The organism is Pseudonocardia lutea (assembly GCF_042658055.1).
In the GTDB taxonomy this organism is placed as follows: domain Bacteria; phylum Actinomycetota; class Actinomycetes; order Mycobacteriales; family Pseudonocardiaceae; genus Pseudonocardia; species Pseudonocardia lutea.
The window spans coordinates 1-21,531 of record NZ_JBHSQK010000058.1; the positions used below are offsets into that span (position 1 = coordinate 1).

At 74.3% G+C, this 21,531-nt stretch carries 24 protein-coding genes; 11 read left to right on the forward strand and 13 right to left on the reverse strand.

Features of this window, described 5'->3' with window-relative positions; translation table 11 throughout:
• From ACFQH9_RS21645 to ilvA, 4 genes are all read left to right on the forward strand, one after another.
• On the forward strand, nt 1–1,530 hold a 1,530-nt coding region (locus tag ACFQH9_RS21645; protein ID WP_379568302.1), incomplete at its 5' end, for an LCP family protein.
• A 51-nt stretch (nt 1,531–1,581) separates the two neighbouring features.
• Nucleotides 1,582–2,298, forward strand: coding sequence for a TIGR03089 family protein (locus tag ACFQH9_RS21650; RefSeq protein ID WP_379568304.1), 717 nt, complete (start codon nt 1,582–1,584; stop codon nt 2,296–2,298).
• On the forward strand, nt 2,280–2,933 hold the full coding sequence (locus ACFQH9_RS21655) for a hypothetical protein (RefSeq protein ID WP_379568306.1): 654 nt from the start codon (nt 2,280–2,282) through the stop codon (nt 2,931–2,933). Before ACFQH9_RS21650 ends, ACFQH9_RS21655 begins: the two co-directional genes overlap by 19 nt.
• Nucleotides 2,933–4,192 carry a threonine ammonia-lyase IlvA gene (ilvA, locus tag ACFQH9_RS21660; protein WP_379568308.1) on the forward strand — a complete coding sequence of 420 codons (1,260 nt, stop codon included), beginning with the start codon at nt 2,933–2,935 and terminating at the stop codon, nt 4,190–4,192. The genes ACFQH9_RS21655 and ilvA overlap by 1 nt, the downstream gene beginning before the upstream one ends.
• Nucleotides 4,193–4,409: 217 nt before the next feature.
• Here ilvA and ACFQH9_RS21665 read toward each other — a convergent pair whose 3' ends face one another.
• Nucleotides 4,410–5,567 carry an acyl-CoA dehydrogenase gene (locus ACFQH9_RS21665; RefSeq protein WP_379568310.1) on the reverse strand — a complete coding sequence of 386 codons (1,158 nt, stop codon included), beginning with the start codon at nt 5,565–5,567 and terminating at the stop codon, nt 4,410–4,412.
• An 86-nt stretch (nt 5,568–5,653) separates the two neighbouring features.
• Here ACFQH9_RS21665 and ACFQH9_RS21670 point away from each other — a divergent pair, with 86 nt between their 5' ends.
• Nucleotides 5,654–6,334: a TetR family transcriptional regulator gene (locus tag ACFQH9_RS21670; protein WP_379568312.1), complete on the forward strand. Its 681-nt coding sequence runs from the start codon at nt 5,654–5,656 to the stop codon at nt 6,332–6,334.
• A gap of 62 nt (nt 6,335–6,396) precedes the next feature.
• A complete protein-coding gene (locus ACFQH9_RS21675; protein ID WP_379568314.1) occupies nt 6,397–6,822 on the forward strand; it encodes a DUF1801 domain-containing protein in 426 nt (141 codons plus the stop codon).
• A gap of 259 nt (nt 6,823–7,081) precedes the next feature.
• On the opposite strand, the gene purE is transcribed toward ACFQH9_RS21675, so the two are convergent.
• On the reverse strand, nt 7,082–7,588 hold the full coding sequence (gene purE / locus ACFQH9_RS21680) for a 5-(carboxyamino)imidazole ribonucleotide mutase (RefSeq protein WP_379568316.1): 507 nt from the start codon (nt 7,586–7,588) through the stop codon (nt 7,082–7,084).
• Nucleotides 7,585–8,850 (reverse strand): 5-(carboxyamino)imidazole ribonucleotide synthase, encoded by a 1,266-nt coding sequence (locus tag ACFQH9_RS21685; protein ID WP_379568318.1) that lies wholly within the window; start codon nt 8,848–8,850, stop codon nt 7,585–7,587. Before ACFQH9_RS21685 ends, purE begins: the two co-directional genes overlap by 4 nt.
• 82 nt (nt 8,851–8,932) lie before the next feature.
• On the opposite strand from ACFQH9_RS21685, the gene ACFQH9_RS21690 reads away from it, so the two are divergent.
• A complete protein-coding gene (locus ACFQH9_RS21690; RefSeq protein ID WP_379568320.1) occupies nt 8,933–9,466 on the forward strand; it encodes a GtrA family protein in 534 nt (177 codons plus the stop codon).
• Nucleotides 9,467–9,471: 5 nt separating this feature from the next.
• On the opposite strand, the gene ACFQH9_RS21695 is transcribed toward ACFQH9_RS21690, so the two are convergent.
• The 3 genes from ACFQH9_RS21695 to ACFQH9_RS21705 all read right to left on the reverse strand — a co-directional run bounded on the left by ACFQH9_RS21695 (nt 9,472) and on the right by ACFQH9_RS21705 (nt 13,153).
• Nucleotides 9,472–10,416 carry an alpha/beta fold hydrolase gene (locus tag ACFQH9_RS21695; RefSeq protein ID WP_379568322.1) on the reverse strand — a complete coding sequence of 315 codons (945 nt, stop codon included), beginning with the start codon at nt 10,414–10,416 and terminating at the stop codon, nt 9,472–9,474.
• Between the two features lie 802 nt (nt 10,417–11,218).
• On the reverse strand, nt 11,219–12,490 hold the full coding sequence (locus ACFQH9_RS21700) for an ATP-binding protein (RefSeq protein WP_379568324.1): 1,272 nt from the start codon (nt 12,488–12,490) through the stop codon (nt 11,219–11,221).
• 6 nt (nt 12,491–12,496) lie between these two features.
• Nucleotides 12,497–13,153: a response regulator transcription factor gene (locus tag ACFQH9_RS21705; RefSeq protein WP_379568326.1), complete on the reverse strand. Its 657-nt coding sequence runs from the start codon at nt 13,151–13,153 to the stop codon at nt 12,497–12,499.
• Nucleotides 13,154–13,206: 53 nt separating this feature from the next.
• Between ACFQH9_RS21705 and hisN the strand changes: the two genes are divergently transcribed.
• Together hisN and ACFQH9_RS21715 are read left to right on the forward strand one after the other, a co-directional pair.
• Nucleotides 13,207–14,025: a histidinol-phosphatase gene (gene hisN / locus ACFQH9_RS21710; protein ID WP_379568328.1), complete on the forward strand. Its 819-nt coding sequence runs from the start codon at nt 13,207–13,209 to the stop codon at nt 14,023–14,025.
• 46 nt (nt 14,026–14,071) lie between these two features.
• Nucleotides 14,072–14,548: a MaoC family dehydratase gene (locus ACFQH9_RS21715; RefSeq protein WP_379568330.1), complete on the forward strand. Its 477-nt coding sequence runs from the start codon at nt 14,072–14,074 to the stop codon at nt 14,546–14,548.
• Nucleotides 14,549–14,655: 107 nt separating this feature from the next.
• Here ACFQH9_RS21715 and ACFQH9_RS21720 read toward each other — a convergent pair whose 3' ends face one another.
• From ACFQH9_RS21720 to ACFQH9_RS21730, 3 genes are read right to left on the reverse strand one after another with little or no spacing between them, the layout of a single operon-like run.
• The gene (locus tag ACFQH9_RS21720) at nt 14,656–15,597 is read right to left on the reverse strand and encodes a hydroxymethylglutaryl-CoA lyase (protein ID WP_379568332.1); all 942 of its coding nucleotides are present in this window, start codon (nt 15,595–15,597) and stop codon (nt 14,656–14,658) included.
• Nucleotides 15,590–16,075 carry a PH domain-containing protein gene (locus ACFQH9_RS21725; RefSeq protein ID WP_379568334.1) on the reverse strand — a complete coding sequence of 162 codons (486 nt, stop codon included), beginning with the start codon at nt 16,073–16,075 and terminating at the stop codon, nt 15,590–15,592. The genes ACFQH9_RS21720 and ACFQH9_RS21725 overlap by 8 nt, the downstream gene beginning before the upstream one ends.
• Before the next feature lie 24 nt (nt 16,076–16,099).
• Nucleotides 16,100–16,942 carry a biotin--[acetyl-CoA-carboxylase] ligase gene (locus tag ACFQH9_RS21730; RefSeq protein ID WP_379568336.1) on the reverse strand — a complete coding sequence of 281 codons (843 nt, stop codon included), beginning with the start codon at nt 16,940–16,942 and terminating at the stop codon, nt 16,100–16,102.
• A gap of 223 nt (nt 16,943–17,165) precedes the next feature.
• On the opposite strand from ACFQH9_RS21730, the gene ACFQH9_RS21735 reads away from it, so the two are divergent.
• Nucleotides 17,166–18,803 carry an acyl-CoA carboxylase subunit beta gene (locus ACFQH9_RS21735; RefSeq protein WP_379568338.1) on the forward strand — a complete coding sequence of 546 codons (1,638 nt, stop codon included), beginning with the start codon at nt 17,166–17,168 and terminating at the stop codon, nt 18,801–18,803.
• Nucleotides 18,804–18,873: 70 nt separating this feature from the next.
• Nucleotides 18,874–19,113: an acyl-CoA carboxylase subunit epsilon gene (locus ACFQH9_RS21740; protein WP_379568340.1), complete on the forward strand. Its 240-nt coding sequence runs from the start codon at nt 18,874–18,876 to the stop codon at nt 19,111–19,113.
• 121 nt (nt 19,114–19,234) lie between these two features.
• On the opposite strand, the gene ACFQH9_RS21745 is transcribed toward ACFQH9_RS21740, so the two are convergent.
• The 4 genes from ACFQH9_RS21745 to ACFQH9_RS21760 form a co-directional block, all read right to left on the reverse strand.
• Nucleotides 19,235–19,801, reverse strand: coding sequence for a GTP-binding protein (locus tag ACFQH9_RS21745; RefSeq protein ID WP_379568342.1), 567 nt, complete (start codon nt 19,799–19,801; stop codon nt 19,235–19,237).
• A complete protein-coding gene (locus tag ACFQH9_RS21750; protein ID WP_379568344.1) occupies nt 19,785–20,171 on the reverse strand; it encodes a DUF742 domain-containing protein in 387 nt (128 codons plus the stop codon). The genes ACFQH9_RS21745 and ACFQH9_RS21750 overlap by 17 nt, the downstream gene beginning before the upstream one ends.
• Nucleotide 20,172: 1 nt before the next feature.
• Entirely contained in the window at nt 20,173–20,574 is a 402-nt protein-coding gene (locus ACFQH9_RS21755) for a roadblock/LC7 domain-containing protein (RefSeq protein WP_379568346.1), read from the reverse strand.
• Nucleotides 20,571–21,531 (reverse strand): hypothetical protein (locus ACFQH9_RS21760; RefSeq protein ID WP_379568348.1); only part of this gene is annotated, 961 nt, incomplete at its 5' end. The genes ACFQH9_RS21755 and ACFQH9_RS21760, both read right to left, overlap by 4 nt.

The window sequence follows — 21,531 nt, forward strand, 5'->3', positions numbered from 1 at the left end:
TCCCGCGGCGCCGCGCGCACCCGGCCGCCGACCCGCACGCCCCCGCCGGCCCGGGTCCGCCCGGTCGCGCCGCCGCCCTCCCGGCCCCCGGGCCGCCTCGTCCGCCGCGCCCGGATCACGCTCTGCGTCCTGTCCGCGCTGGTCGTGGCGGTCACCGGCACCGTGTGGGGCCTCTACCGCGACCTCACCGCGGGGCTGACCACCACGAACGTCATCACCGGCAGTTCCTCCGGCGGCGGGCAGAACATCCTGCTCGTCGGCGTGGACAGCCGCACGGACGCGCAGGGCAACCCGCTGCCCGACGACGTCCTGCGCACCCTGCGCAGCGGCGCCGAGTTCGGTGTCCTCAACTCGGACACGATCATCGTGCTGCACCTCCCCGCGGACGGCGGCAGCGCGACGGCCTTCTCCATCCCGCGCGACAGCTACGTCGACATCCCCGGCTACCGCAAGGACAAGATCAACGCCGCCTACCCGGCCACCAAGGCGCTCAAGGCGGAGGAGCTGGTGAGGTCCGGCGTGTCGCAGCGCGACGCCGACCAGCAGTCGTCGGCGACGGGGCGCACCGCGCTGATCGAGACGGTCCAGGACCTCACCGGCCTGACGATCGACCACTACGCCGAGATCAACCTGCTCGGCTTCTACAACCTGACCCAGGCCATCGGCGGCGTCGACGTCTGCCTCAACGCCCCGGTGAGCGACGAGTTCTCCGGAGCCCGCTTCGCCGGCGGCCCGCAGACGATCTCCGGGGCGGACGCGCTGGCCTTCGTCCGCCAGCGGCACGGCCTGCCCGAGGGCGATCTCTCCCGCATCCGCCGGCAGCAGGTGTTCCTCGCCGCGGTCGCCGACAAGATCCTCTCCAGCGGCACGCTGACGAACCCCGGCACGCTCTCGGCGCTGGTGGACGTCGCCGAGAAGTCGCTGGTCATCGACTCGGGGTGGGACCTGCTGGGCTTCGCCCGGCAGGCCTCGGACATCGCGGCCGGCACCATCGACTTCCTCACGATCCCGACGCAGGGCGGCGCGAACAACGAGCGCGGCGACGTCGTGCTGGTCGATCCCGCTCTGGTCCACCAGTTCGTCGAGCAGCGGATCGCGCCGAAGGAGGAGGCCGAGCAGGCCGAGCCGACCCCGGAGGCGGGCACGCCGACCGTGAACCCCGCGACCGTCACCGTCGACGTCGGCAACGGCTCGGGCGGCACCGGGCTGGCGGCGCAGGTCGCCGAACGCCTCGGCGGGGCCGGCTACCAGCGCGGCGCGGTGGAGAACTCGGCGAGCCGCTCGACCTCGGTCGTCCGCTACGCGCAGTCCGACGGCGACGAGGCCGCCCGGGCCGTGGCCGCGCAGCTCGGCGGGATCGGCGTCGAGCAGGCCGACGGCGTGGCGTCCGGGCACGTCCAGGTGCTGCTCGGGACCGACTTCGCGGGCTCCTCCGCGGCGGCCGCCCCGAGCACGGCCGGCGGCGCCTCGACCTCCGCCCCCGCACCGCCGACCGAGGTCAACGCCGGCGGCGTACCGTGCATCGACTGATCGCCCGCCCCTGACCGTCCGCCCGCTCGACCGCGCACCCGAAGGACGTCCGTGTCGCTGACCGCCACCCTGCTCGACCCGGTGCTCGCCGCCGCCCCGGCCCGGCCGCTGATCACCTTCTACGACGACGCCACCGGCGGGCGGATCGAGCTCTCCGCGGTCACCACGGCGAACTGGGTGGCCAAGGCCGCCAACCTGCTGCGCGACGAGTGCGACGTCGAGCCGGGCGGAAGGGTCGCGGTGCTGTTGCCGGCGCACTGGCAGACGGCGTCGGTGCTGCTCGCGGCGTGGTCGTGCGGGGCCGAGGTGGTCGGCGAGCCGGCCGAGGCGGACCTCGTGCTGTGCGACGCCGGGCGGCTCGACCTCGCGCTGGCCGCCGAGCCGGCGGGCGGGGTGGTCGCCCTGTCGCTCGACGCCTTCGGCCGCGGGATCGAGGGCCTGCCCGCCGGGGTGGTCGACTTCGCGACCGAGGTGCGGCTGCACGGCGACGAGTTCGTGCCGTGGGAGCCGGTGCCCGCCGACGCTCCGGCCCTCGACGGCACGCCCGCTGCGGACGTGGCCGCCCGCGCGGCCGCGCGCGCCGCCGACCTGGGGTTCTCGGCATCGTCCCGGGTGCTGTCCACCCGGGACTGGTCCTCGCGCGAGGACCTGGTCGACGGCCTGCTCGCCGTCCTCGCCGCCGGCGCCTCCCTCGTCCAGGTCGCCCACGCCGACGCGAGCCGGCTGGAGCGCAGGTACGAGACCGAGAAGTGCACCACCCGCCTCTGAGCCGGCCGTGGCACGAGAGGGACGGGTTCTCCCAGGGCGCGGTCTTCGCCCTCGCCGGGGCGGGCCTCGGCCGGGCCGTCGCTCTCGTGTCCGGGCAGGACGACCTGCGCGCGCTGCGCGAGAGGGTGCCGCCGGAGGTGCGGGAGATGGTCGACCGGGTCGCGGCCGACCCGGCCGGCTTCGAGAACGCCGCCGCGGGCTGGGCGGGGCCCGAGCTGCTGTGGGACCTCACCGTCACGCACAGCGCGCCGGTCGACATCGCCGTCTACACCGAGCCCGCCTTCGCCTCCGCGTACCGCACCGCGCTCGCCGAGGGCTTCGCCCAGGGACCGGCCGGCTACGCGCGTGACCTCGTCCTCGCCCTGGGGCCCTGGCCGACCACGCCCGACAGGTCCGCGTACCCGTCGACCTCTGGTACGGCGAGCTCGACGCGAGCCCGTCCACTCCCCGGACCACGGCCGCACCCTCGCCACCCGCTTCCCGGGGGCGCGGCTGCACCGGTGCCCCGACGAGGGCGGCTCGCTGCTGTGGACCCGCGCCGCGGAGATCCTGGACGGGCTGGCGCGCGCCTGAGCCCCTCCCCCGAGGGCAGGCTCGGGGCGAGCGTCGCAGGTGGGCTGGCTACGGTGGGGTGATGACGAGCGCCCCCGCCCAGAGCGTGACCGCCTCCGACGTCGACGCCGCGGCGGGGCGGCTGCGCGCGGTGATCGGGCCGAGCCCGCTGCAGCTCTCGGCGCGGCTGTCCGACGCCGTCGGCGGTGAGGTGTGGCTCAAGCGCGAGGACCTGCAGCCGGTCCGCTCGTACAAGATCCGCGGCGCCTACAACCTCATCGCCCAGCTGTCGCCGGAGGAGCGCGAGCGCGGGGTGGTGTGCGCGAGCGCCGGCAACCACGCCCAGGGCGTCGCGTTCGCGTGCGCGCGGCTGCACGTCACGGCCCGGGTCTACCTGCCCCGCACCACGCCGCGGCAGAAGCGGGACCGGGTCGCGCGGCTGGGCGGGAAGGTCGTGGAGGTCGTGGTCGTCGGCAACACCTACGACGACGCGGCCGCGGCGGCCGCCGCCGACGCCGCGCAGACCGGCGCCACCCTCGTCCCGGCCTTCGACGACCCGCGCACGGTCGCCGGGCAGGGCACCGTCGCCCGCGAGGTGCTCGCCCAGCTGGCCGACCCGCCGGACCAGATCATCGTGCCCGTCGGCGGCGGCGGGCTGCTCGCCGGCACCCTCGTCTACCTGCGCGAACGGCACCCCGACGTGCGGGTGATCGGGGTCGAGCCGGCCGGGGCGGCGAGCATGGCAGCGGCCCTGGCCAAGGGCGAGCCGACGACCCTCGCCGCGGTCGAGCCGTTCGTCGACGGCGCCGCCGTGCGCCGGGTCGGCGACACCACCTACCCGATCGTGCGGGACGCGTCGATCGCCGTCGACGCCGTCGACGAGGGCCGGATCTGCGTCGAGATGCTCGCGCTCTACCAGTCCGACGGGATCATCGCCGAGCCCGCGGGCGCGCTCGCGCCGGCCGCGCTCGGGCAGCTGGACATCCCGCACGGCTCGACGACGGTGTGCCTGCTCTCCGGCGGCAACAACGACGTCAGCCGCTACGCCGACATCGTCGAGCGCGCCCTGGTGTGGGAGGGCCGCAAGCACTACTTCCTGGTGGAGTTCCCGCAGGAGCCGGGCGCGCTGCGCCGCTTCCTCGACGACGTCCTCGGGCCGGACGACGACATCACGCTCTTCGAGTACGTCAAGCGCAGCAACCGGGAGACCGGCCCCGCACTCGTCGGGATCGAGCTGGGCGACCCGGCCGACCTCGAACCGCTGCTCGCCCGCATGGAGGCCGCGCCGCCGCGGATCGAGCGGATCCCGCCCGACTCCCCGCTCTTCCGCTTCATCCTGTGATCCCGTGCGTGATGGAACTGTGATCCCTTGCGTGATGGAACCATAACGCGTTCCGAAGCCGGGAATGCGCGGCATGGAACCATGATGCGTTCACAAGCCAGGAATCCGCGCGCTATGGAACCATAACGCGTTCAGAAGCCAGGAATGCGCGCGTTATGGAACCATGATGCGCTCACGAACGCCGATTCCGCGCATCATGGTTCCATGGTGCGACTGGTCAGCGGAGCAGGGAGCGCGCCATCACCATGCGCTGCACCTGGTTGGTGCCCTCGTAGATCTGCGTGATCTTGGCGTCGCGCATCATGCGCTCCACGGGGAAGTCCTTGGTGAAGCCGTAGCCGCCGAACAGCTGCACCGCGTCCGTGGTCACCTGCATCGCCGTGTCGCTGGCAAGGCACTTCGCGGCGGAGGAGATGAAGCCGAGGTTCTTCTCGCCGCGCTCGGCACGCGAGGTCGCGACGTAGACGAGCTGGCGCGCGGCCTCCACCTTCATCGCCATGTCCGCGAGCATGAACTGGATGCCCTGGAAGTCCGCGATGGCCTTCCCGAACTGCTTGCGCTCCTTGACGTAGGCGATCGCCTGGTCGAGCGCGCCCTGCGCGATGCCGACGGCCTGCGCGCCGATCGTCGGGCGGGTGTGGTCCAGCGTGGCGAGGGCGGTCTTGAAGCCGCTCCCCTCGGCGCCGATGATCCGGTCGCCCGGGATGCGGCAGTCGGTGAAGTAGATCTCGCGGGTCGGCGAGCCGGCGATGCCGAGCTTGCGCTCCTTGGGCCCGACCTCGAAGCCCGGGTCGTCCTTGTGCACCACGAACGCCGAGATGCCGTTGGCCTTCTTCTCCGGGTCGGTCACGGCCATGACCGTGTACCAGGTCGACTCGCCGGCGTTGGTGATCCAGCACTTGGTGCCGTTGAGCACCCAGTCGTCGCCGTCCCGGCGGGCGCGGGTCCTCATCGACGCCGCGTCGGAGCCGGCCTCGCGCTCCGAGAGCGCGTAGCTGATCATCGCCTCGCCGCTCGCGATCGACGGCAGGACCTGCTTCTTCAGGTCCTCCGACGCGGACAGCAGGATCGGGACCGAGCCCAGGCCGTTGACGGCCGGGATGAGCGACGACGACGCGCAGACCCGCGCGACCTCCTCGATGACGATGCAGGAGGCCAGCTCGTCCGCGCCCTGCCCGCCGTACTCCTCGGGGATGTGCACGGCCTGGAAACCGGCCTTGACCAGCGCGTCGCGGGCCTCGTGGGGGAAGCGCGCCTGCTCGTCCACCTCCGCGGCGTGCGGCGCGATCTCCTTCTCGGCGAGCGCACGCACGGCGTCGCGGAGGGCCTCGTGCTCCTCGCTCAGCCGGTAGGCGTCGAAGTCGGCGTTCAACATCTCTTCTCCCACGTCGGTGTGTCCGGGTGCGCCCAGCCTAACGGCACTCCGTGCCACGAAACAACGCCCCTGCTACCCTCCGTGCCATGTCCAGCGTCACTCCGCGCCGCGGCCGCTCGGCCGAAGGGCGCGCGGAGGTACGCCGTGACCTGGTCACGGCGGCGGTGGACCTGTTCACCGCGCGGGGCTACGACGACACGACGGTCGACGACATCGCGGCCGCCGCGGGCGTCGGGCGCCGGACCTTCTTCCGGTACTTCAAGGGCAAGGAGGACGCGGTCTCGCCCGACCACGAGCGGGGCCTCGCCCGGATCGCCGAGGTCTTCGCCACCGCCCACCCCACCGAGCCGCTGCTGTCGGTGGTGCTGCGGGCCGGGGAGACGGTGTTCGACCTCTACCTGTCCGACCCGGAGACCGCGCGGAAGCGGTTCGCACTGGTCCACGAGGTGCCCGCGCTGCGCGACCGCGAGGCGGCGATGGTGCACCGCTACCGGCGGCTGTTCACCAAGGAGCTCGCCGCCCGGCTCGCCGACGTCGAGGACGGGGACCTGCGGGCGGCGGTCACGGGGGCCGCGGTCGTCGCCGCGCACAACCAGGCCCTGCGCCGCTGGCTGGTCGACGGCGGCACCGCCGGGGGCACGGAGGCCTGCCGCGCGCACTTCCGCAAGGTCGCCGGCATGCTCCCGCTGGAGCAGGCCCCGGACCTGGAGCAGGTGGCCCGCCGGCTGGAGCGGGCGGCCCGCTCCCTGGAGCGCCGCACCAGCTGAGCGACCAGGTCCTGCGCCCGACGGCCGAGGCCGCGACCCGGGCGGTACGTCACGATCACCCGGTGAGCGAGCTCAGCCCCGAGGAGTACCTCGACGCCGTCGACGAAGGGCGCCGCTCGGACGTCCTGGCGCTCGAGGCCCTGATCCGCGAGGCCGCACCCGGCCTGGAACGCGTGGTGCAGCGCAGGATCCTGGGCTACGGGCCCTTCCGGTACCGCTACGCCATCGGGCGGGAGGGCGAGGCCGCGCTGATCGGGCTGGCCGCCCAGAAGCGGTACCTGTCGCTGTACGTCCTCTGCGCGATCGACGGCCGGTACCTGGCCGAGACCTACGCGGACCGGCTGCCCGGGGCGTCCGCCGGGAAGTCCTGCGTGCGCTTCACCTCGCTGGCGAAGGTGGACCGGGAGGTGCTGCGCGAGCTGGTCGCCGACGCCGCCGCCCACGGCCCGCAGGACGCGGCGGGCCCGGACGGGCCCGGACATAGGTGATCCCCGGGCCGCACCTCGTCTTCGACGGGGAGCGCGATGCCGAGCTGGACTGGGCTCGGGCCCGGGGACCACTGGTGACCGCCTGGGATTCGCCGGCACCTACCGGCTTCCACTGGCCGTCAGGAAGACGTCCTGATGGTGCCTAGCGGACAGCCACCTCACGAGTCCTGTCGCTAATCAACGTCGGACCACCTCCCTTCTCGTGTACCGCCACCCTACGACCGCGGGGCGGCCGCGCGCCACGTGATTCGGGGAATGATCAGGAGCCCGCGCCGGCGGCCTTCGCGCGCAGCGCCGCGTCCTTCTCCAGCACCATCTCCTCGAGCGCGGACTGGAAGCGCTCCATCCGCTCGCGCAGCGCGGGGTCCGCGGCGGCGAGGATCCGCACGGCCAGCAGCCCGGCGTTGCGGGCGTTGCCCACCGCGACGGTGGCGACCGGTACCCCGGCCGGCATCTGCACGATCGACAGCAGCGAGTCCAGCCCGTCGAGCACCTTCAGCGGCACGGGCACGCCGATCACCGGCAGCGGGGTCGCGGCGGCGACCATGCCGGGCAGGTGGGCGGCGCCGCCGGCCCCGGCGACGATCACCTGGACGCCGCGGCCGGCCGCGTCCCGGGCGTAGTCGAGCATCCGGTGCGGCGTGCGGTGCGCGGAGTACACGCCGACCTCGTACTCCACCCCGAACTCGGCGAGCGCCACCCCGGCCGCCTCCATCACGGGCCAGTCCGAGTCGCTGCCCATGATCACGCCGACGCGGGCGCTCACCGCCGCGCCCCCGTTCCGGTGGGGACCCCGGCGGGCGCGCCCTCGTGCACCGACCACCCGTCGTCCCACTGCGCGGTGGAGAGCCAGTGCGCCGCGAGCACGGCCTTGCGCCGGCACTCCGCGAGATCGGTGCCGAGCACGTTCACGTGCCCGACCTTGCGCAGCGGCCGCTCGCCCTTGCCGTAGAGGTGCACCTTGACGTCCGGGAACCGCGCGAAGAGGTGGTGGATGCGCTCGTCGACGCTCATCTCCGGCGTCGCGTCGGCGCCCAGCACGTTGGCCATGACGACGACCGGCGCGGTCATCGTGGTCGTGCCCAGCGGGTAGTCGAGCACGGCCCGCAGGTGCTGCTCGAACTGCGAGGTCCGGGCGCCCTCGATCGTCCAGTGCCCCGAGTTGTGCGGACGCATCGCCAGCTCGTTGATCACGAGCCCGGCGTCGGTCTCGAACAGCTCGACGGCGAGCAGCCCGGTCACGTCGAGCTCCTGCGCGATCCGCAGGGCGAGCGACTGGGCCTCCAGCGCGCGCTCCTCGGACAGGTCAGGCGCGGGGGCCAGGACCTCCACGCACTGGCCGGCCTCCTGCACCGTCTCGACGACGGGCCACGCCGCGGCCTGCCCGAACGGCGAGCGGGCGACCTGGGCGGCCAGCTCGCGGCGCATCGCCACGGCCTCCTCGACCAGCAGCGGGGTGCCTGCGGCCAGCAGCTCGCGGACCAGGTCACCGTGCGGCGCCCCGGCGGAGCGCGCCTCAGCGGGGTCGGCGGCGCGCAGGAACCAGACGCCGCGGCCGTCGTAGCCGCCGCGGGCGGCCTTGAGGACGACGGGCCAGCCGTGCTCGGCGGCGAACGCGTCGACCTGCTCGGGGGCGGTGATCTCGGCGAACGCCGGCACCGGCAGCCCCATCGCCGACAGCCGGCGGCGCATCACGAGCTTGTCCTGCGCGTGCTGCAGGGCGTCGGGGTGCGGGCGCACCGGCACGCCCTTCGCGACGAGCGCGCGCAGGTGCTCCTGCGGCACGCCCTCGTGGTCGAAGGTCACCGCGTCGCAGCCGACGGCGAGCGCCTCGAGCGCGGCGAGATCGTCCGCCCCGCCCGGGACGACGTCGGGCGCGACCAGTGGCGCGGGCTCGTCCGGCTTGACGGCCAGGACCCGCAGCGACTGACCCAGCCCGATCGCGGCCTGGTGCGTCATCCGGGCCAGCTGGCCCCCGCCGACCATCCCGACGACCGGGAAGTCCCGGCGCGGTGCAGAGGTGCTCACGGTCGGAGAAGCCTACCCACCGACACGCGGTGGACCCGGGCCGGACGCCGGTGCGCTGCGACGATCTGGCACGATCGATCGAGTGTCCCTGGTCGAGACGACGCTGGCGCGCATCCCCGAGCCCTACCGCGGCATCGCCATCAGGCACCGGGAACTGCTCAAGTTCGCGGTCGTCGGCGGGGCCACCTGGGTGATCGACACCGCGGTCTTCCTGGTCCTCAAGACCACCGTGCTGGACACCAAGCCGCTCACCGCCAAGATCGTCGCGGTGCTCGTGGCCACCATCGTGTCGTACGTCATGAACCGCGAGTGGTCCTTCCGCACCCGCGGCGGGCGTGAGCGCCACCACGAGGCGCTGCTGTTCTTCCTCGTCAGCGGGCTCGGCGTGGCGATGTACTCCGCCCCGCTCGCGGCCTCGCGCTACCTGTTCCACCTGCAGGTGCCCGAGGTGTCCCTGCTCACCCAGGAGATCGCGGACTTCGTGAGCGGGCAGATCCTCGGCACGCTCGTCGGGATGGCCTTCCGCTGGTGGGCCTTCCGCCGGTTCGTGTTCCCGGACGAGAACGTGCGCCGCCAGGTGACCGTCCCCCGGCACCTCGACGAGCTGGGGCAGTAGCCCGGCTACCAGTCGATCCCGCGCAGGAAGCCCAGCAGCGCGGTGTTCACCTCCGTCGGGCGCTCCTGCTGCACCCAGTGCCCCGCGCCCTCGACCAGCACCTCCCCGCGCAGGTCGTCGAGGTACTCCGCCTGCCGGTCCGGCGGCGTCATCCGCAGGACGGGGTCGGCGTCGCCGGCGAGGAAGAAGCTCGGCACGGTCACGTGCGCTCCCGCGAGCCCGGGCGTGCGCTCCCAGTTGCGGTCGAAGTTCCGGTACCAGTTGATCCCGCCGGTGAAGCCGGTGCGGGCGAACTCGGCGGCGTAGTGGTCGAGCTCCTCCTGCGTGAGCCAGCCGGGGAGGGACTCCGGCTGCGGGAGGCGCTCGACGATGCCACGCCCGTCGTCCGGGCCGATCAGGCGCGTCCCGTCCCCGGCGACCAGCCCGCTGAGCATTCCGCGCATCGTGCGGGCCGGGTCCTTCGCCATCTCGGCGTCGGCGACCCCGGGCTGCTGGAAGTGCAGGATGTAGAAGAACTTCCCCGCCAGCTTCTCGCGCCAGATCTCCGTCGGCGGCCGCTGCGCACGCGGCACGAACGGCACGCTCATCCCGCACACGCCCGCCACCCGCTCCGGGTGCAGCAGCGCCAGGTTCCACACGACCATCGCGCCCCAGTCGTGCCCGACGAACACGGCGCGCTCCTCGCCGAGGTCGTCGAGCAGCGCGACGAGATCGCCGGTGAGGTGGTGGATGTCGTAGTCCTCGACGCGCTCCGGGCGCGAGGAGCCGCCGTAGCCGCGCTGGTCCGGCGCGACCGCGCGATAGCCCTCCGCCGCGAGCGCGGGGATCTGGTGCCGCCAGGAGTACGCCAGCTCCGGGAAGCCGTGCGCCAGGATGACCGGCCGGCCCGAACCCTCCTCGGTGACCCGCAGCCGCACCCCGTCGCCCACCTCGACCATCCGCTCCGCCATGCCCGCACGGTAACCGAGCGGGCGTTCAGGAGTCTCGGATCGAGATGACCGTTCGTGGAGCATTCGGTGACGGACGCCGAGGTGCGACCTGACGAGACCGGCACACCCGCCGGCTCCCGGCACACCCGGCGGTTCCCGGGGGCTCCCGGCAAGCCCGGCGGCTCTGGCACACCCTGCGGCTCCCGGCACACCCCGGCGGCTCCCGGCACACCCGCCGACTCCCGGCACAGCCGGTGGTGTCCAGCCGCACACCCTGCGGTCTCGCGGCACAACCGGTCGACGGGGTGTATCTCGACCCGGCGGGTGTGCGAGCGGGAGTCCTGGTCGGATCGAGGAGAGTCCAGGTCGGATCGAGGACGACCGCGTGAGGCCGGGGAGCAGCGAGCCGACTCGGCACCGGCTCCGCTCCACGCCGGGCCGGCACATCCGCCGGGACGCGACACACCCCGTCGACCGGGTGTGCCGCGATCGCCTCGGGTGTGCGAGCGCCACCGAGCGGATGTGCGACGACCCGAGCCGGTGTGCCGCCTACCGAACAGGTGTGCGGCGGCCGGGCGAGTGTGCCGTCGGGTCAGCACGCGAGGACGAGAGCAGGTCTCTCAGGCCCAGCGGGCGCACCAAGGCCCAGCGGGCGCGCCGAGGCCCAGCGGGCGCACCAAGGGCCGGCGGGCGCGCCGAGGCCCAGCGGGCGCACCAAGGGCCGGCGGGTGCGCCGAGGCCGGGCGGGTGCGCAAGGCCGAGCGGGGGTGCCGCAGCCGTCAGCGGGCGAACCCACCACCGCGACCGCTGCTGGCGGCCGGTTCTACCGCGGGCTGCCGGCGCGGCGGGGCGGGCCGACGACGTCGTCGGCGCGGGCGGCGGGGAGGAAGATCGTGAAGGTCGGGGGGCGGGCCCGGGAGAGCTCCAACCGCCCACCGTCGGCCTCCACGAGCGCCCGGGCCAGCGCGAGCCCCAGCCCCGTGGACGACTGCACCGACACGCCCCGGTCGAACACGTGCGGCACCAGCTCCTCGGGGATCCCGGAGCCGGTGTCGCTCACCTCCACGACCAGCGCGTTCGCGCCCTCCCGCGCGGAGATCGTCACCGTCCCGCCCCCGTGCCGCAGGGCGTTGTCCACCAGCGCGCCCACGGCCTCGCGGATGCGGGCGGGCGTGACCCGCGCCAGCAGTCCCTCCGGCACCCGCAGCTTGAGCCGGCGTCCGGCGGCCTCCAGGGCGGGCCGCCACTCGTCGGCGACCTCGGTGAGGCCCGAGCGCAGGTCCATCGGCTCGGCGCCGGCGGCGCGGGCGGCGCGGGCGGCCTCCAGCAGTTCGTCGAGCACCTCGGAGAGCTTCTCGGTCTGCTCCAGCGCGGCGAGGGCCTCCCGGCGCGCACTGGGATCGGGGTGGGTGGAGAGCTCGTCGAGCCGCAGGGTGAGCGCGGTGATGCGGCTGCGGAGCTGGTGCGAGACGTCCCCGACCAGCGCCCGCTCGCGCTGCACCAGGTCGGCGAGGGCGCCCGCGGAGGTGTCGAGCACGTCGGACACCCGGTCGAGCTCGGGGATGCCGTGCCGGTGCGGGGCGCGCCGGAAGTCGCCGGCGCCGAGCCGCGCGGCCCGGTCGGCGACGTCGAGCAGGGGGCCGGCCAGCCGGCGGGCGGTGACCGTGGCGACCACCGCACCGGTGCCCACGGACAGCACCACCAGCAGGATCACGATCACGGTGACCTGCAGCTGCTGGGTGCGCATCACCGAGATCGGCTCGGAGAGCGTGATCGTGCCGCCCTGCCCGAAGGGCAGCGACTCGGAGAGGATGTCGGGGCTCTCCAGGGCCCCCACCCGCTGCACCGGCGTGCCCGGGACGTCGACCACGAGCTCGCCGCCGGACGGGACCGCGAGCGCGATCGCGGCCGAGTCGATCGGGGCGCCGGGCGGCTTGTCGTCGAGCCGGTCGTCGATCTGCTCGAGCCGCTGGATCAGCTCGGCCCGGGTGAAGTCGTCGACCAGCCGCCAGGTGGTGAAGGCCAGCGGCCCGCCCAGGACCAGCGCCGTGACCGCGACGACGAACAGGGTCGAGACCAGGATCCGGCGGCGCACGCGGGCTCAGCCGTGGTTGAAGCGGAACCCGACGCCGCGCACCGTCGCGATGCGCCGCTCCCCGCCGATCTTGCGCCGCAGCCAGGACATGTGCATGTCCAGCGTCTTCGAGGTCTTCATGTCGGGGTCGTTCCACACCTCGCGGAGGATCTCCTCGCGGGTGACGACCTGCCCGGCCCGCAGCAGGAGCACGCGCAGCAGCTCGAACTCCTTGTTCGCCAGGCCGACCTCCTCGCCGTCGACCAGGACCCGGCGGCCGGACAGCTCCATCCGGACGCCGCCGACCTCGACGGTCTCCGGCGTGAGCCGGCGCAGCAGCGCGCGGACGCGGGCGAGCAGCTCGGCGAGGCGGAAGGGCTTGCCGACGTAGTCGTCCGCGCCGGCGTCGAGGCCGACGACGAAGTCGACCTCGTCCGTGCGCGCGGTGAGCATCAGCACCGGGAGGTCGGGGAAGTCGGGGCGGAGCCGGCGACAGACCTCCAGCCCGTCCATCCCGGGCAGGCCGAGGTCGAGGACCAGCAGGTCGACGTGTCCCTGCCGGACGGTCTCCAGCGCGGAGGCACCGTCGGCGGCGACGTCCACCTCGTAGCCCTCGCGCTGCAGGGCGCGGGAGAGCGGCTCCGCGATCGCGGCGTCGTCCTCCGCCAACAGGACGGTGGTCACGTCGTTGAGCTTAGGCCCGTCCGTACCCGGGACGCGTGGCATGCTCCCCGGCCGTGACCTCCACCGGGACCGATTCGGACACGCGGGCGGATCTCGCCCTCGCGCTCCAGCTCGCCGACATCGCCGACGCGATCACCCTGCCGCGCTTCCGCGCCGCCGACCTCCGGATCACGCGCAAGCCGGACCGCACGCCGGTGACGGACGCCGACACCGCCGCGGAGGACGCCCTGCGCGCGGCACTGACCGGGCAGCGGCCGGACGACGCCGTGCTCGGCGAGGAGCGCGGCGGCTCGCTCGACGCGCTGCCGCCGAGCGGACGCGGCTGGGTGCTCGACCCCATCGACGGCACCAAGAACTTCTCCCGCGGGATGCCGGTGTGGGCCACGTTGATCGCCCTGACCGAGCACGGGCGGCCGACGGTCGGCGTGGTGAGCGCGCCCGCGCTGGGCCGGCGCTGGTGGGGGGCCGCCGGGCACGGCGCGTGGACCTCCGACCGCCCGGGCGGGGAGGCGCGGCGGATCTCGGTGACGGGGGTCGCCGAGCTGGGCGACTGCTACGTCTCGACGACCGACCTCAACACCTTCCGCGAACACGGCCTGCTCGACGCCTGGCTCCGGCTCACCGACGCCTGCTGGGAGACCCGGGCCTTCGGCGACTTCTGGCAGCACTGCCTGGTCGCCGAGGGCGTCCTCGACCTGGCCGTGGAGCCGGAGGCCAACGCCTGGGACCTCGCCGCGGTGCAGCCGATCCTCGAGGAGGCGGGCGGCAGGCTCACCGACCTGGGCGGGCGGCCGGGTTTCGCGGGCGGCAACGGCATCGCCTCCAACGGCCTGCTGCACGACGCCGCCGTGCGGATCCTCGGCGCGGGGTGAGGTCACCCACGGTGGGGTCCGGGACCGCGCGGGTTACCGTGCGGGAATGCCGGATGCCCCCGAGATCGCGTTCGAGGACCTCACACCGGGCCGGGTCCTCGACTTCGGTTCCGTGACCGTGGACCGCGACGAGATGGTCGAGTTCGCCCGCCGCTTCGACCCGCAGCCCTTCCACCTCGACGAGGCCGCGGGCAAGGAGTCGATCTTCGGGGACCTGGCCGCGTCGGGCTGGTTCACCGCGGGGCTGTGGATGCGGCTCTACGTCGACGAGCTGTTGCTGCGCTCCACCGCGCTCGGCTCGCCCGGCGGTGACGAGATCGCCTGGCCGGCGCCGGTCTTCGCGGGCGACGAGCTGTTCGCCTCGCTCGAGATCCTCGAGGCGCGGCGGTCGTCGTCGAAGCCGTGGATGGGCCTGGTCACGCTGCGGGCCTGGATGCGCCGGGGCGCCCCCGACAGCGACGACGTGGTCTACCGCGCCCGCTTCACCGGCATGTTCGGCTCCCGGGAGCACCCGCGCCCCTGACGCGCCTCCACGGCGTGGGCCGTCCCCGGGTCGTCGATCGGGTGCGCTCAGGGCTGCCCGGGCGGCCGCCGCTGCACCCGAACGGCGGTCGCCCCACCCCCTCGGGCTCAGGCGCCCGACAGCGCCTTCACCACGCGCGACGGCGAGGGGCGGCCGAGCTTCCCCGCCATCCACACGCTGGTCTCGACCAGGGCGTCGAGGTTGGCGCCGTGCCCGATGCCCAGGCCGTCGAGCATCCAGACGAGGTCCTCGGTGGCGAGGTTGCCGGTGGCCGACCTCGCGTACGGGCAGCCGCCGAGCCCGCCCGCCGACGAGTCCACCGTGGTCACGCCGCGGCGCAGGGCGGCGAGCGTGTTCGCCAGCGCCTGGCCGTAGGTGTCGTGGAAGTGCACGGCGATCCGGTCGACGGGCACGGACCCGGCCACGCACGCGTCGATCACGGCCTCGGCGTGCCCGGGCGTGCCGGTGCCGATGGTGTCGCCCAGCGACAGCTGCCAGCACCCCATCTCCACCAGCCGCCGCCCCACGGCCGCGACCTGCGCGGGCTCGACCGCGCCCTCCCACGGGTCGCCGAAGGCCATCGACACGTAGGCCCGCACCCGCATCCCGTGGTCGAGGGCCCGCTTCACGGTGGGCTCGAACATGTCGAACTGCGAGTCGAGGGTGCGGTTGAGGTTCTTCGCCGCGAAGGTCTCCGTGGCGCTGGCGAACACCGCGACGTGGTCCACGCCGGCCTCGATCGCGCGGTCCAGGCCGCGGTCGTTGGGCACCAGGACGGGGTAGTCGACGCCCGGGCGGCGCTCGAGCCGCTCGAGCAGCGCGGCGGCGTCGGCCAGCTGCGGGACCCACTTCGGGTGCACGAAGCTGGTCGCCTCGAGCGTGGTGAGCCCGGCGTCGGCGAGCCGGGTGAGGAACTCGGCCTTCACCTCGACCGGCACGGCCTGCTGCTCGTTCTGCAGCCCGTCCCGCGCGCCGACCTCGTAGATCGTCACGTGGGCCGGCAGACCCTCGGTGGGGACGGTCATCGGGAGCGCACGGGGCTCAGGCATCGTCGGCGACCTCCTGGTAGAGCAGCGAATGGACCTTCTCGACGGCGGGGACGTCCTCGAACTCCAGCGGCTCGTCGGAGGCCGACTCGATGACGAGCGTCCCGCACCCCAGCATGCGCTCCGCGACCGTGTGCCGGAACTGCACGGTGTTGATCCGCGACATCGGGATGTCCATCCCGCTGCGCGACAGGACCCCCTCCCGAACCAGCACCCGCCGCGTGGTCACGACGAAGTGCGTGGTCCGCCAGCGCGCGAACGGCAGCACCGTGAACCGTCCGACGAGCACCAGCGCCACGACCGCGAGCGCGACCCGGGCGACCGGTGCCCAGCCCTGCGCGCCCACCAGCGCCGCGAGGAAGGACGCCGCCGCCACCACGACGAGGAAGACCAGCACGGGGAGCACCAGCATCTTCCAGTGCGGCCGGGTGTGGAGCACCACCCGCTCGCCCTCGACCAGCAGCTCGTCCGGATAGGCCACGCACCCACCGTATCCGGCGGCGGATCACGCGTCGGGACGGTCCGCGGGCCGCAGGTGCACGATGTCACCGGCCGCGATCGCGCGGCGGTGCCCGTCCGGTTCGAGGACCAGCAGATGGCCCTGCGGGTCGACGTCCTCGGCCATCCCGACGAGGGCGGCGCCGCCGGGCAGCTCCACCCGCACCTCGGAGCCGAGCGAGAGGCAGCCGGCGCGGTAGTCGGCGCGCAGCCCGGACTCGTCGGCGTCCCCGGCGGCGGCCCGCCACGCCGACTCGCGCTCGGCGAGGTTGCGCAGCAGGGCGACGAGCAGTTCCGAGCGGTCGACGGAGGCGCCCTCGGCGGCCAGCGAGGTGGCGGTCTCGGGCAGGGTCCCGGCCGGGGCGTCGACGTTGACCCCCATCCCGAGGACGACGCCGGGGCCGCCGCCGGACACCGGCGTCATCTCGGCGAGGATCCCGGCCCCCTTGCGGCGGTCGGGGCCGAGCAGCAGGTCGTTGGGCCACTTGAGGCCGGCCGCCACGCCGGGGGCGACGGTCCGCACCGCGTCGAGCAGCGCGACGCCGCCGAGCATCGGGATCCAGCCCAGTCGCTCGGCGGGGATGCCCTCGGGCCGCCACAGCACGCTCACGGCGATCCCCGAGCCGCGGGGCGCCTCCCAGGTGCGGTCGAGCCGGCCGCGGCCCTTGGTCTGGTGCTCGGTGACCAGCACGGTGCCGTCGGGCGCGCCGGCGACGGCCTCGGCCGTCAGGTCGGCGTTGGTCGACCCGGTCTCCTCGACGACGTCGAGCCGGGTCCAGCGGCCCGCCGGGCCGAGCAGGGCGTGGCGCAGCGCGTGCTCGTCGAAGGGCTGCGGCGCGGGGGTGCTCACGGCCGGAACCTATCCCCGCCCGCCCGGCCCGCCCCGGCGCGAGGCCCGGTGAAGGCGCCCGACGGTGCGCCAGGCGCGTCCGGTGCGCCGAGCCGCGCGCCGAGCGAGCCGCCGCCGACGCGACCGCTCGTCGCAGGACGAGCGCGATGACCGGCGCGAACGTGACGCAGACCGCTCCGCCGGGCGTCCCGGGCGCGTAACGGCCGGGTTAGGCTCCGCAGCCATGAGCGCTGCATCGGAGCCGATGGGGGACCCGTCGAACGCCCCGGACGTCGAGCCGGACGTGCACACGACGGCCGGCAAGCTGGCCGACCTGTACAAGCGGTACACCGAGGCGCTGCCGTCCGATGCGGCCGCGGAGCGCCAGCACGCCAAGGGCCGGCAGACCGCCCGTGAGCGCATCGACCAGCTGCTCGACCCCGGCTCGTTCGTCGAGCTCGACGCCCTGGTCCGGCACCGCTCCACGAACTTCGGGATGCAGGAGAAGCGGCCGTTCGGCGACGGCGTCGTCACCGGCACCGGCACCATCGACGGCCGCCCGGTCGCCGTGTTCTCCCAGGACGCCACCGTCTTCGGCGGCTCGCTGGGCGAGGTCTACGGCGAGAAGATCGTCAAGGTCATGGACGTCGCGGCCAAGATCGGCTGCCCGGTGATCGGGATCAACGACGGCGGTGGCGCGCGCATCCAGGAGGGCGTGGTCGCCCTCGGCCTCTACGGCGAGATCTTCATGCGCAACGTGAAGGCCTCCGGCGTCATCCCGCAGATCTCGCTGATCATGGGTCCGTCGGCGGGCGGCGCGGTGTACTCCCCCGCGCTCACCGACTTCACGGTCATGGTCGACGAGACCAGCCACATGTTCATCACCGGCCCGGACGTCATCAAGACCGTCACCGGCGAGGACGTCGACATGGAGGAGCTCGGCGGCGGCCGGGCGCACAACTCCAAGTCCGGTGTGGCGCACTATCTCGGCTCCGACGAGCAGGACGCCCTCGACTACGTCAAGGAGCTGCTGAGCTTCCTGCCGTCGAACAACCTGTCCGAGCCGCCGCTCTACCCGGCGCCGGAGCCGACCGCCGGCTCCATCGAGGACGGCATCACCGACACCGACCGCGAGCTGGACACGATCGTCCCGGACTCGGCGAACACGCCCTACGACATCCGCGAGGTCATCAACAGGGTCGTCGACGAGGGCGAGTTCCTCGAGGTCCAGGAGCTGTGGGCGCCGAACATCGTGGTCGGCTTCGCCCGCGTCGAGGGCCGCTCGGTCGGGATCGTGGCCAACCAGCCGACCCAGTTCGCCGGCTGCCTCGACATCGACGCCTCCGAGAAGGCCGCCCGCTTCGTGCGGACCTGCGACGCCTTCAACATCCCGATCCTCACCTTCGTCGACGTCCCGGGCTTCCTGCCGGGCACCGACCAGGAGTGGAACGGCATCATCCGCCGCGGCGCGAAGCTGATCTACGCCTACGCCGAGGCGACCGTCCCCAAGGTCACCGTGATCGTCCGCAAGGCCTACGGCGGCGCGTACGACGTCATGGGCTCCAAGCACCTCGGCGCCGACGTCAACATCGCCTGGCCGACCGCCCAGATCGCCGTCACCGGCGCCTCGGGCGCGGTGAACATCCTGTACCGCAAGGAGCTCAAGGGCCTGGAGGGCGACGAGCTCGCCGCCAAGCGCGCCGAGCTGCAGCAGGAGTACGAGGACACCCTCGCCAACCCCTACATCGCCGCGGACCGCGGGTACATCGACGCGGTGGTCCCGCCCTCGCACACCCGCGGGTACGTGGGCCGCTCGCTGCGGATGCTGGCGACCAAGCGGGAGCAGGGCCCGGCCCGCAAGCACGGCAACATCCCGCTGTGACCGGCGGTGCGGCGAGTGCCGGTCGTCGCCCCGGCGACCGCCGGCACGCACGAGGTGGGGAGGCGCGGCGATGAGCGAGAACGTCGAGGAGAAGTCGCCGGAGGAGCGCCGCGCGCTCTTCCGGGTGATCAAGGGTGACCCGACGCCCGAGGAGTTGGCGGCGCTGACGGTGGTGCTCGCGGCCGCGGCGAGCGACGGCGACGAGCCGCCGCCGAAGCCGCGCGACCTGTGGTCGAACCCCGCGGACCGGCTGCGCCGGCCGCTCGAGGTCGGTCCCGGCGCCTGGCGCGCCTCCGCCCTGCCCCGCTGACCCCCGCCGCTCCTGACGACCGGACCCGAGAACGACGGCGGGCTCCCACCCTTCCGGGTGGGAGCCCTGTCGCCGAGGAGCGAGGTCCGTGCCGTGGACCCGCGCCGGAGATCCTGGCGCGTCAGCCCGCGACGGCCGTGCGCGCGAGCGCGTGCTCGACCAGCGCCACGAGCGACCGGAGACTCGAGTCGGCCTCGCGGGCGTCCATCCACATCACCGGGGTCTCCGGCGCGAGCGCCAGCGCGTCGCGCACGTCGGCCTCGGAGTGCTCCTCCGATCCCGGGAACCGGTTGACCCCGATGACGTACGGGATCCGCCGGTCCTCGAAGTAGTCGATCGCCGGGAAGCACTCGTCGACCCGGCGCAGGTCCACCAGCACGACGGCGCCGACGGAGCCGCGCGCGAGCTCGTCCCACATGAACCAGAAGCGGGACTGCCCGGGCGTGCCGAACAGGTAGAGGATCAGCGACTCGTCGACCGTGATCCGGCCGAAGTCCATCGCGACCGTCGTCGTGGTCTTGTCCGGCACGGCGACGGTGTCGTCGACGCCGACGGACGCGGCGGTCATCGTCTGCTCGGTGAGCAGCGGCGGGATCTCCGACAGCGACCGCACGAAGGTCGTCTTGCCCACGCCGAAGCCCCCGGCCACGAGGATCTTCAGCGGGTACAGCTCACCCTGACCGCGCACGCAGCCCCTCCAACAGTCGCTCCAGGATCTCGGGGCCGGGGGCGCCGTCGCCCCCGACCTGCGGCAGGTGCACCGCCACGTAGCCCGCGTCGGCCAGGTCGCCGACCAGGACCCGGGCCACGCCCACCGGCACCTGCAGGGCCGCGCCGATCTCGACCAGCGAGACCGGGGCCGCGGCGAGGCCGAGGATCGTCCGGTACTCCAGCTGCAGGTCGGCGGCGTGCCGGCCCGAGTGGGTGACCGTCACGAGCGCCTCGACCGGCAGCTCCTTGCCCGCCGAGCGGGTCCGCCCGCCGGTGACCGCGTAGACCGGGACGACCCGGCCGGCGCGTCTGGCCGGCTGGTCCTCGGCCGTGCCTTCCGTCCGCACCTCAGCGGCCCGCCGGGGTGCGTGGCGCCGGGGTCAGCGCGTGGCCGACCCGCGACGCCAGCAGCGTCATCTCGTAACCGATCATGCCGATGTCGCAGGCGCGCTCGGCGTGGACCGCGAGCGTCGCGCCCCGGCTGACGGCGGTGACGAACAGGTAGCCGCCCTCCATCTCGAGGATGGTCTGGCTCACCGCGCCGGAGCCCAGCAGCTGGGCGGTCCCGTTGGCCAGGCTGACGAGCCCGGAGGCCGCGGCCGACAGCTGGTCGCCCAGGGTGTCGCCGACGCCGGGCGAGGAGGCGAGGCGCAGCCCGTCACCGGAGACGACGACGGCGTTGACGACCCCCGGGACGTCCCGGGTGAACTCCACGAGCAGCCAGTCCAGCCGGCCGGTCGACGTGCTCACGGGTTGGTCCTCCTGTCGGTGGTGTGCTGGTCGTGCTGGTCGTGCGCGCCGCCGGTCCGGGCCCTGTCGAGGCCCTGGTCGGCGACGGCCTGGGCGGCCTGCCGGCTGGCCTGGTAGCGGGACAGGGCCTGCGCGGCGTCGGCGCTGGGCCCGGCCGGGGTCTGCGGGGCCGCCGGGGTGGCGGGCCGGGCCGTGCCGCCGCGCAGCTCGGGGGCGAGCGACGCCTGTGGGACACGCCGCCGCAGCCCGCTGGAGCCGGTGGCCGGGGGCCGGGAGCGCTCGGCCGGGGCCGGACGCGGGGCCGGGATCGGGACCCGGCCGGTGTTCGCGTCGCCGGAGCCCCGGGAGCCCGCACCGTCCGTGGCCCGGTCGGTGGCCCGGTCGGCTTGTCCGTCGGCAGGGTGCTCGGGGGCGTGCCCGTTCGCACGCCCGTCCGTGGCGTGACCGGTGCCGGCGTGCTCGTCGGCCCCGTGCGGCGCTCCGGTGCCGGACCCGTTCACGGTGCCGTTCCTGGTGCCGTTCCGGGTGCCGTCCGCGGCTCCGTCCAGCGTGCCGTTCACGGACCCGTTGCGGGCGCCGTCGAGGCCGGCGCCCGGGTGGGCGGCGCCGTCCTGGCCGCCGAAGCCCGCGGACGCGGCGCCGTCGCCGCCGAGGAGAGCGTGACCGTTCCGGCCGTGCCCGTTGCCGTTGTGGCCGTTGCCGTTCGCGTGGTGGCCGTTGCCGTGGTGGCCGTTGCCGTGGTGGCCGTTGCCGTGGTGGCCGTTCCCGTTCGCGTGGTGGCCGTTCCCGTTCGCGTGGTGGCCGTCGCCGTTCCGGCCGGTCCAGTCCTCCCCGAAGCGGGCACCGCGCTCGGCCGGCGCCGGGTCCCACCAGCCCGACCAGTTGCCTCCCTGCGCGGCCGGGATCGGCGCGGGCCTGCCGACCGGCAGGGGCGCCGAAGCGGCGGGCGAGGAGGTC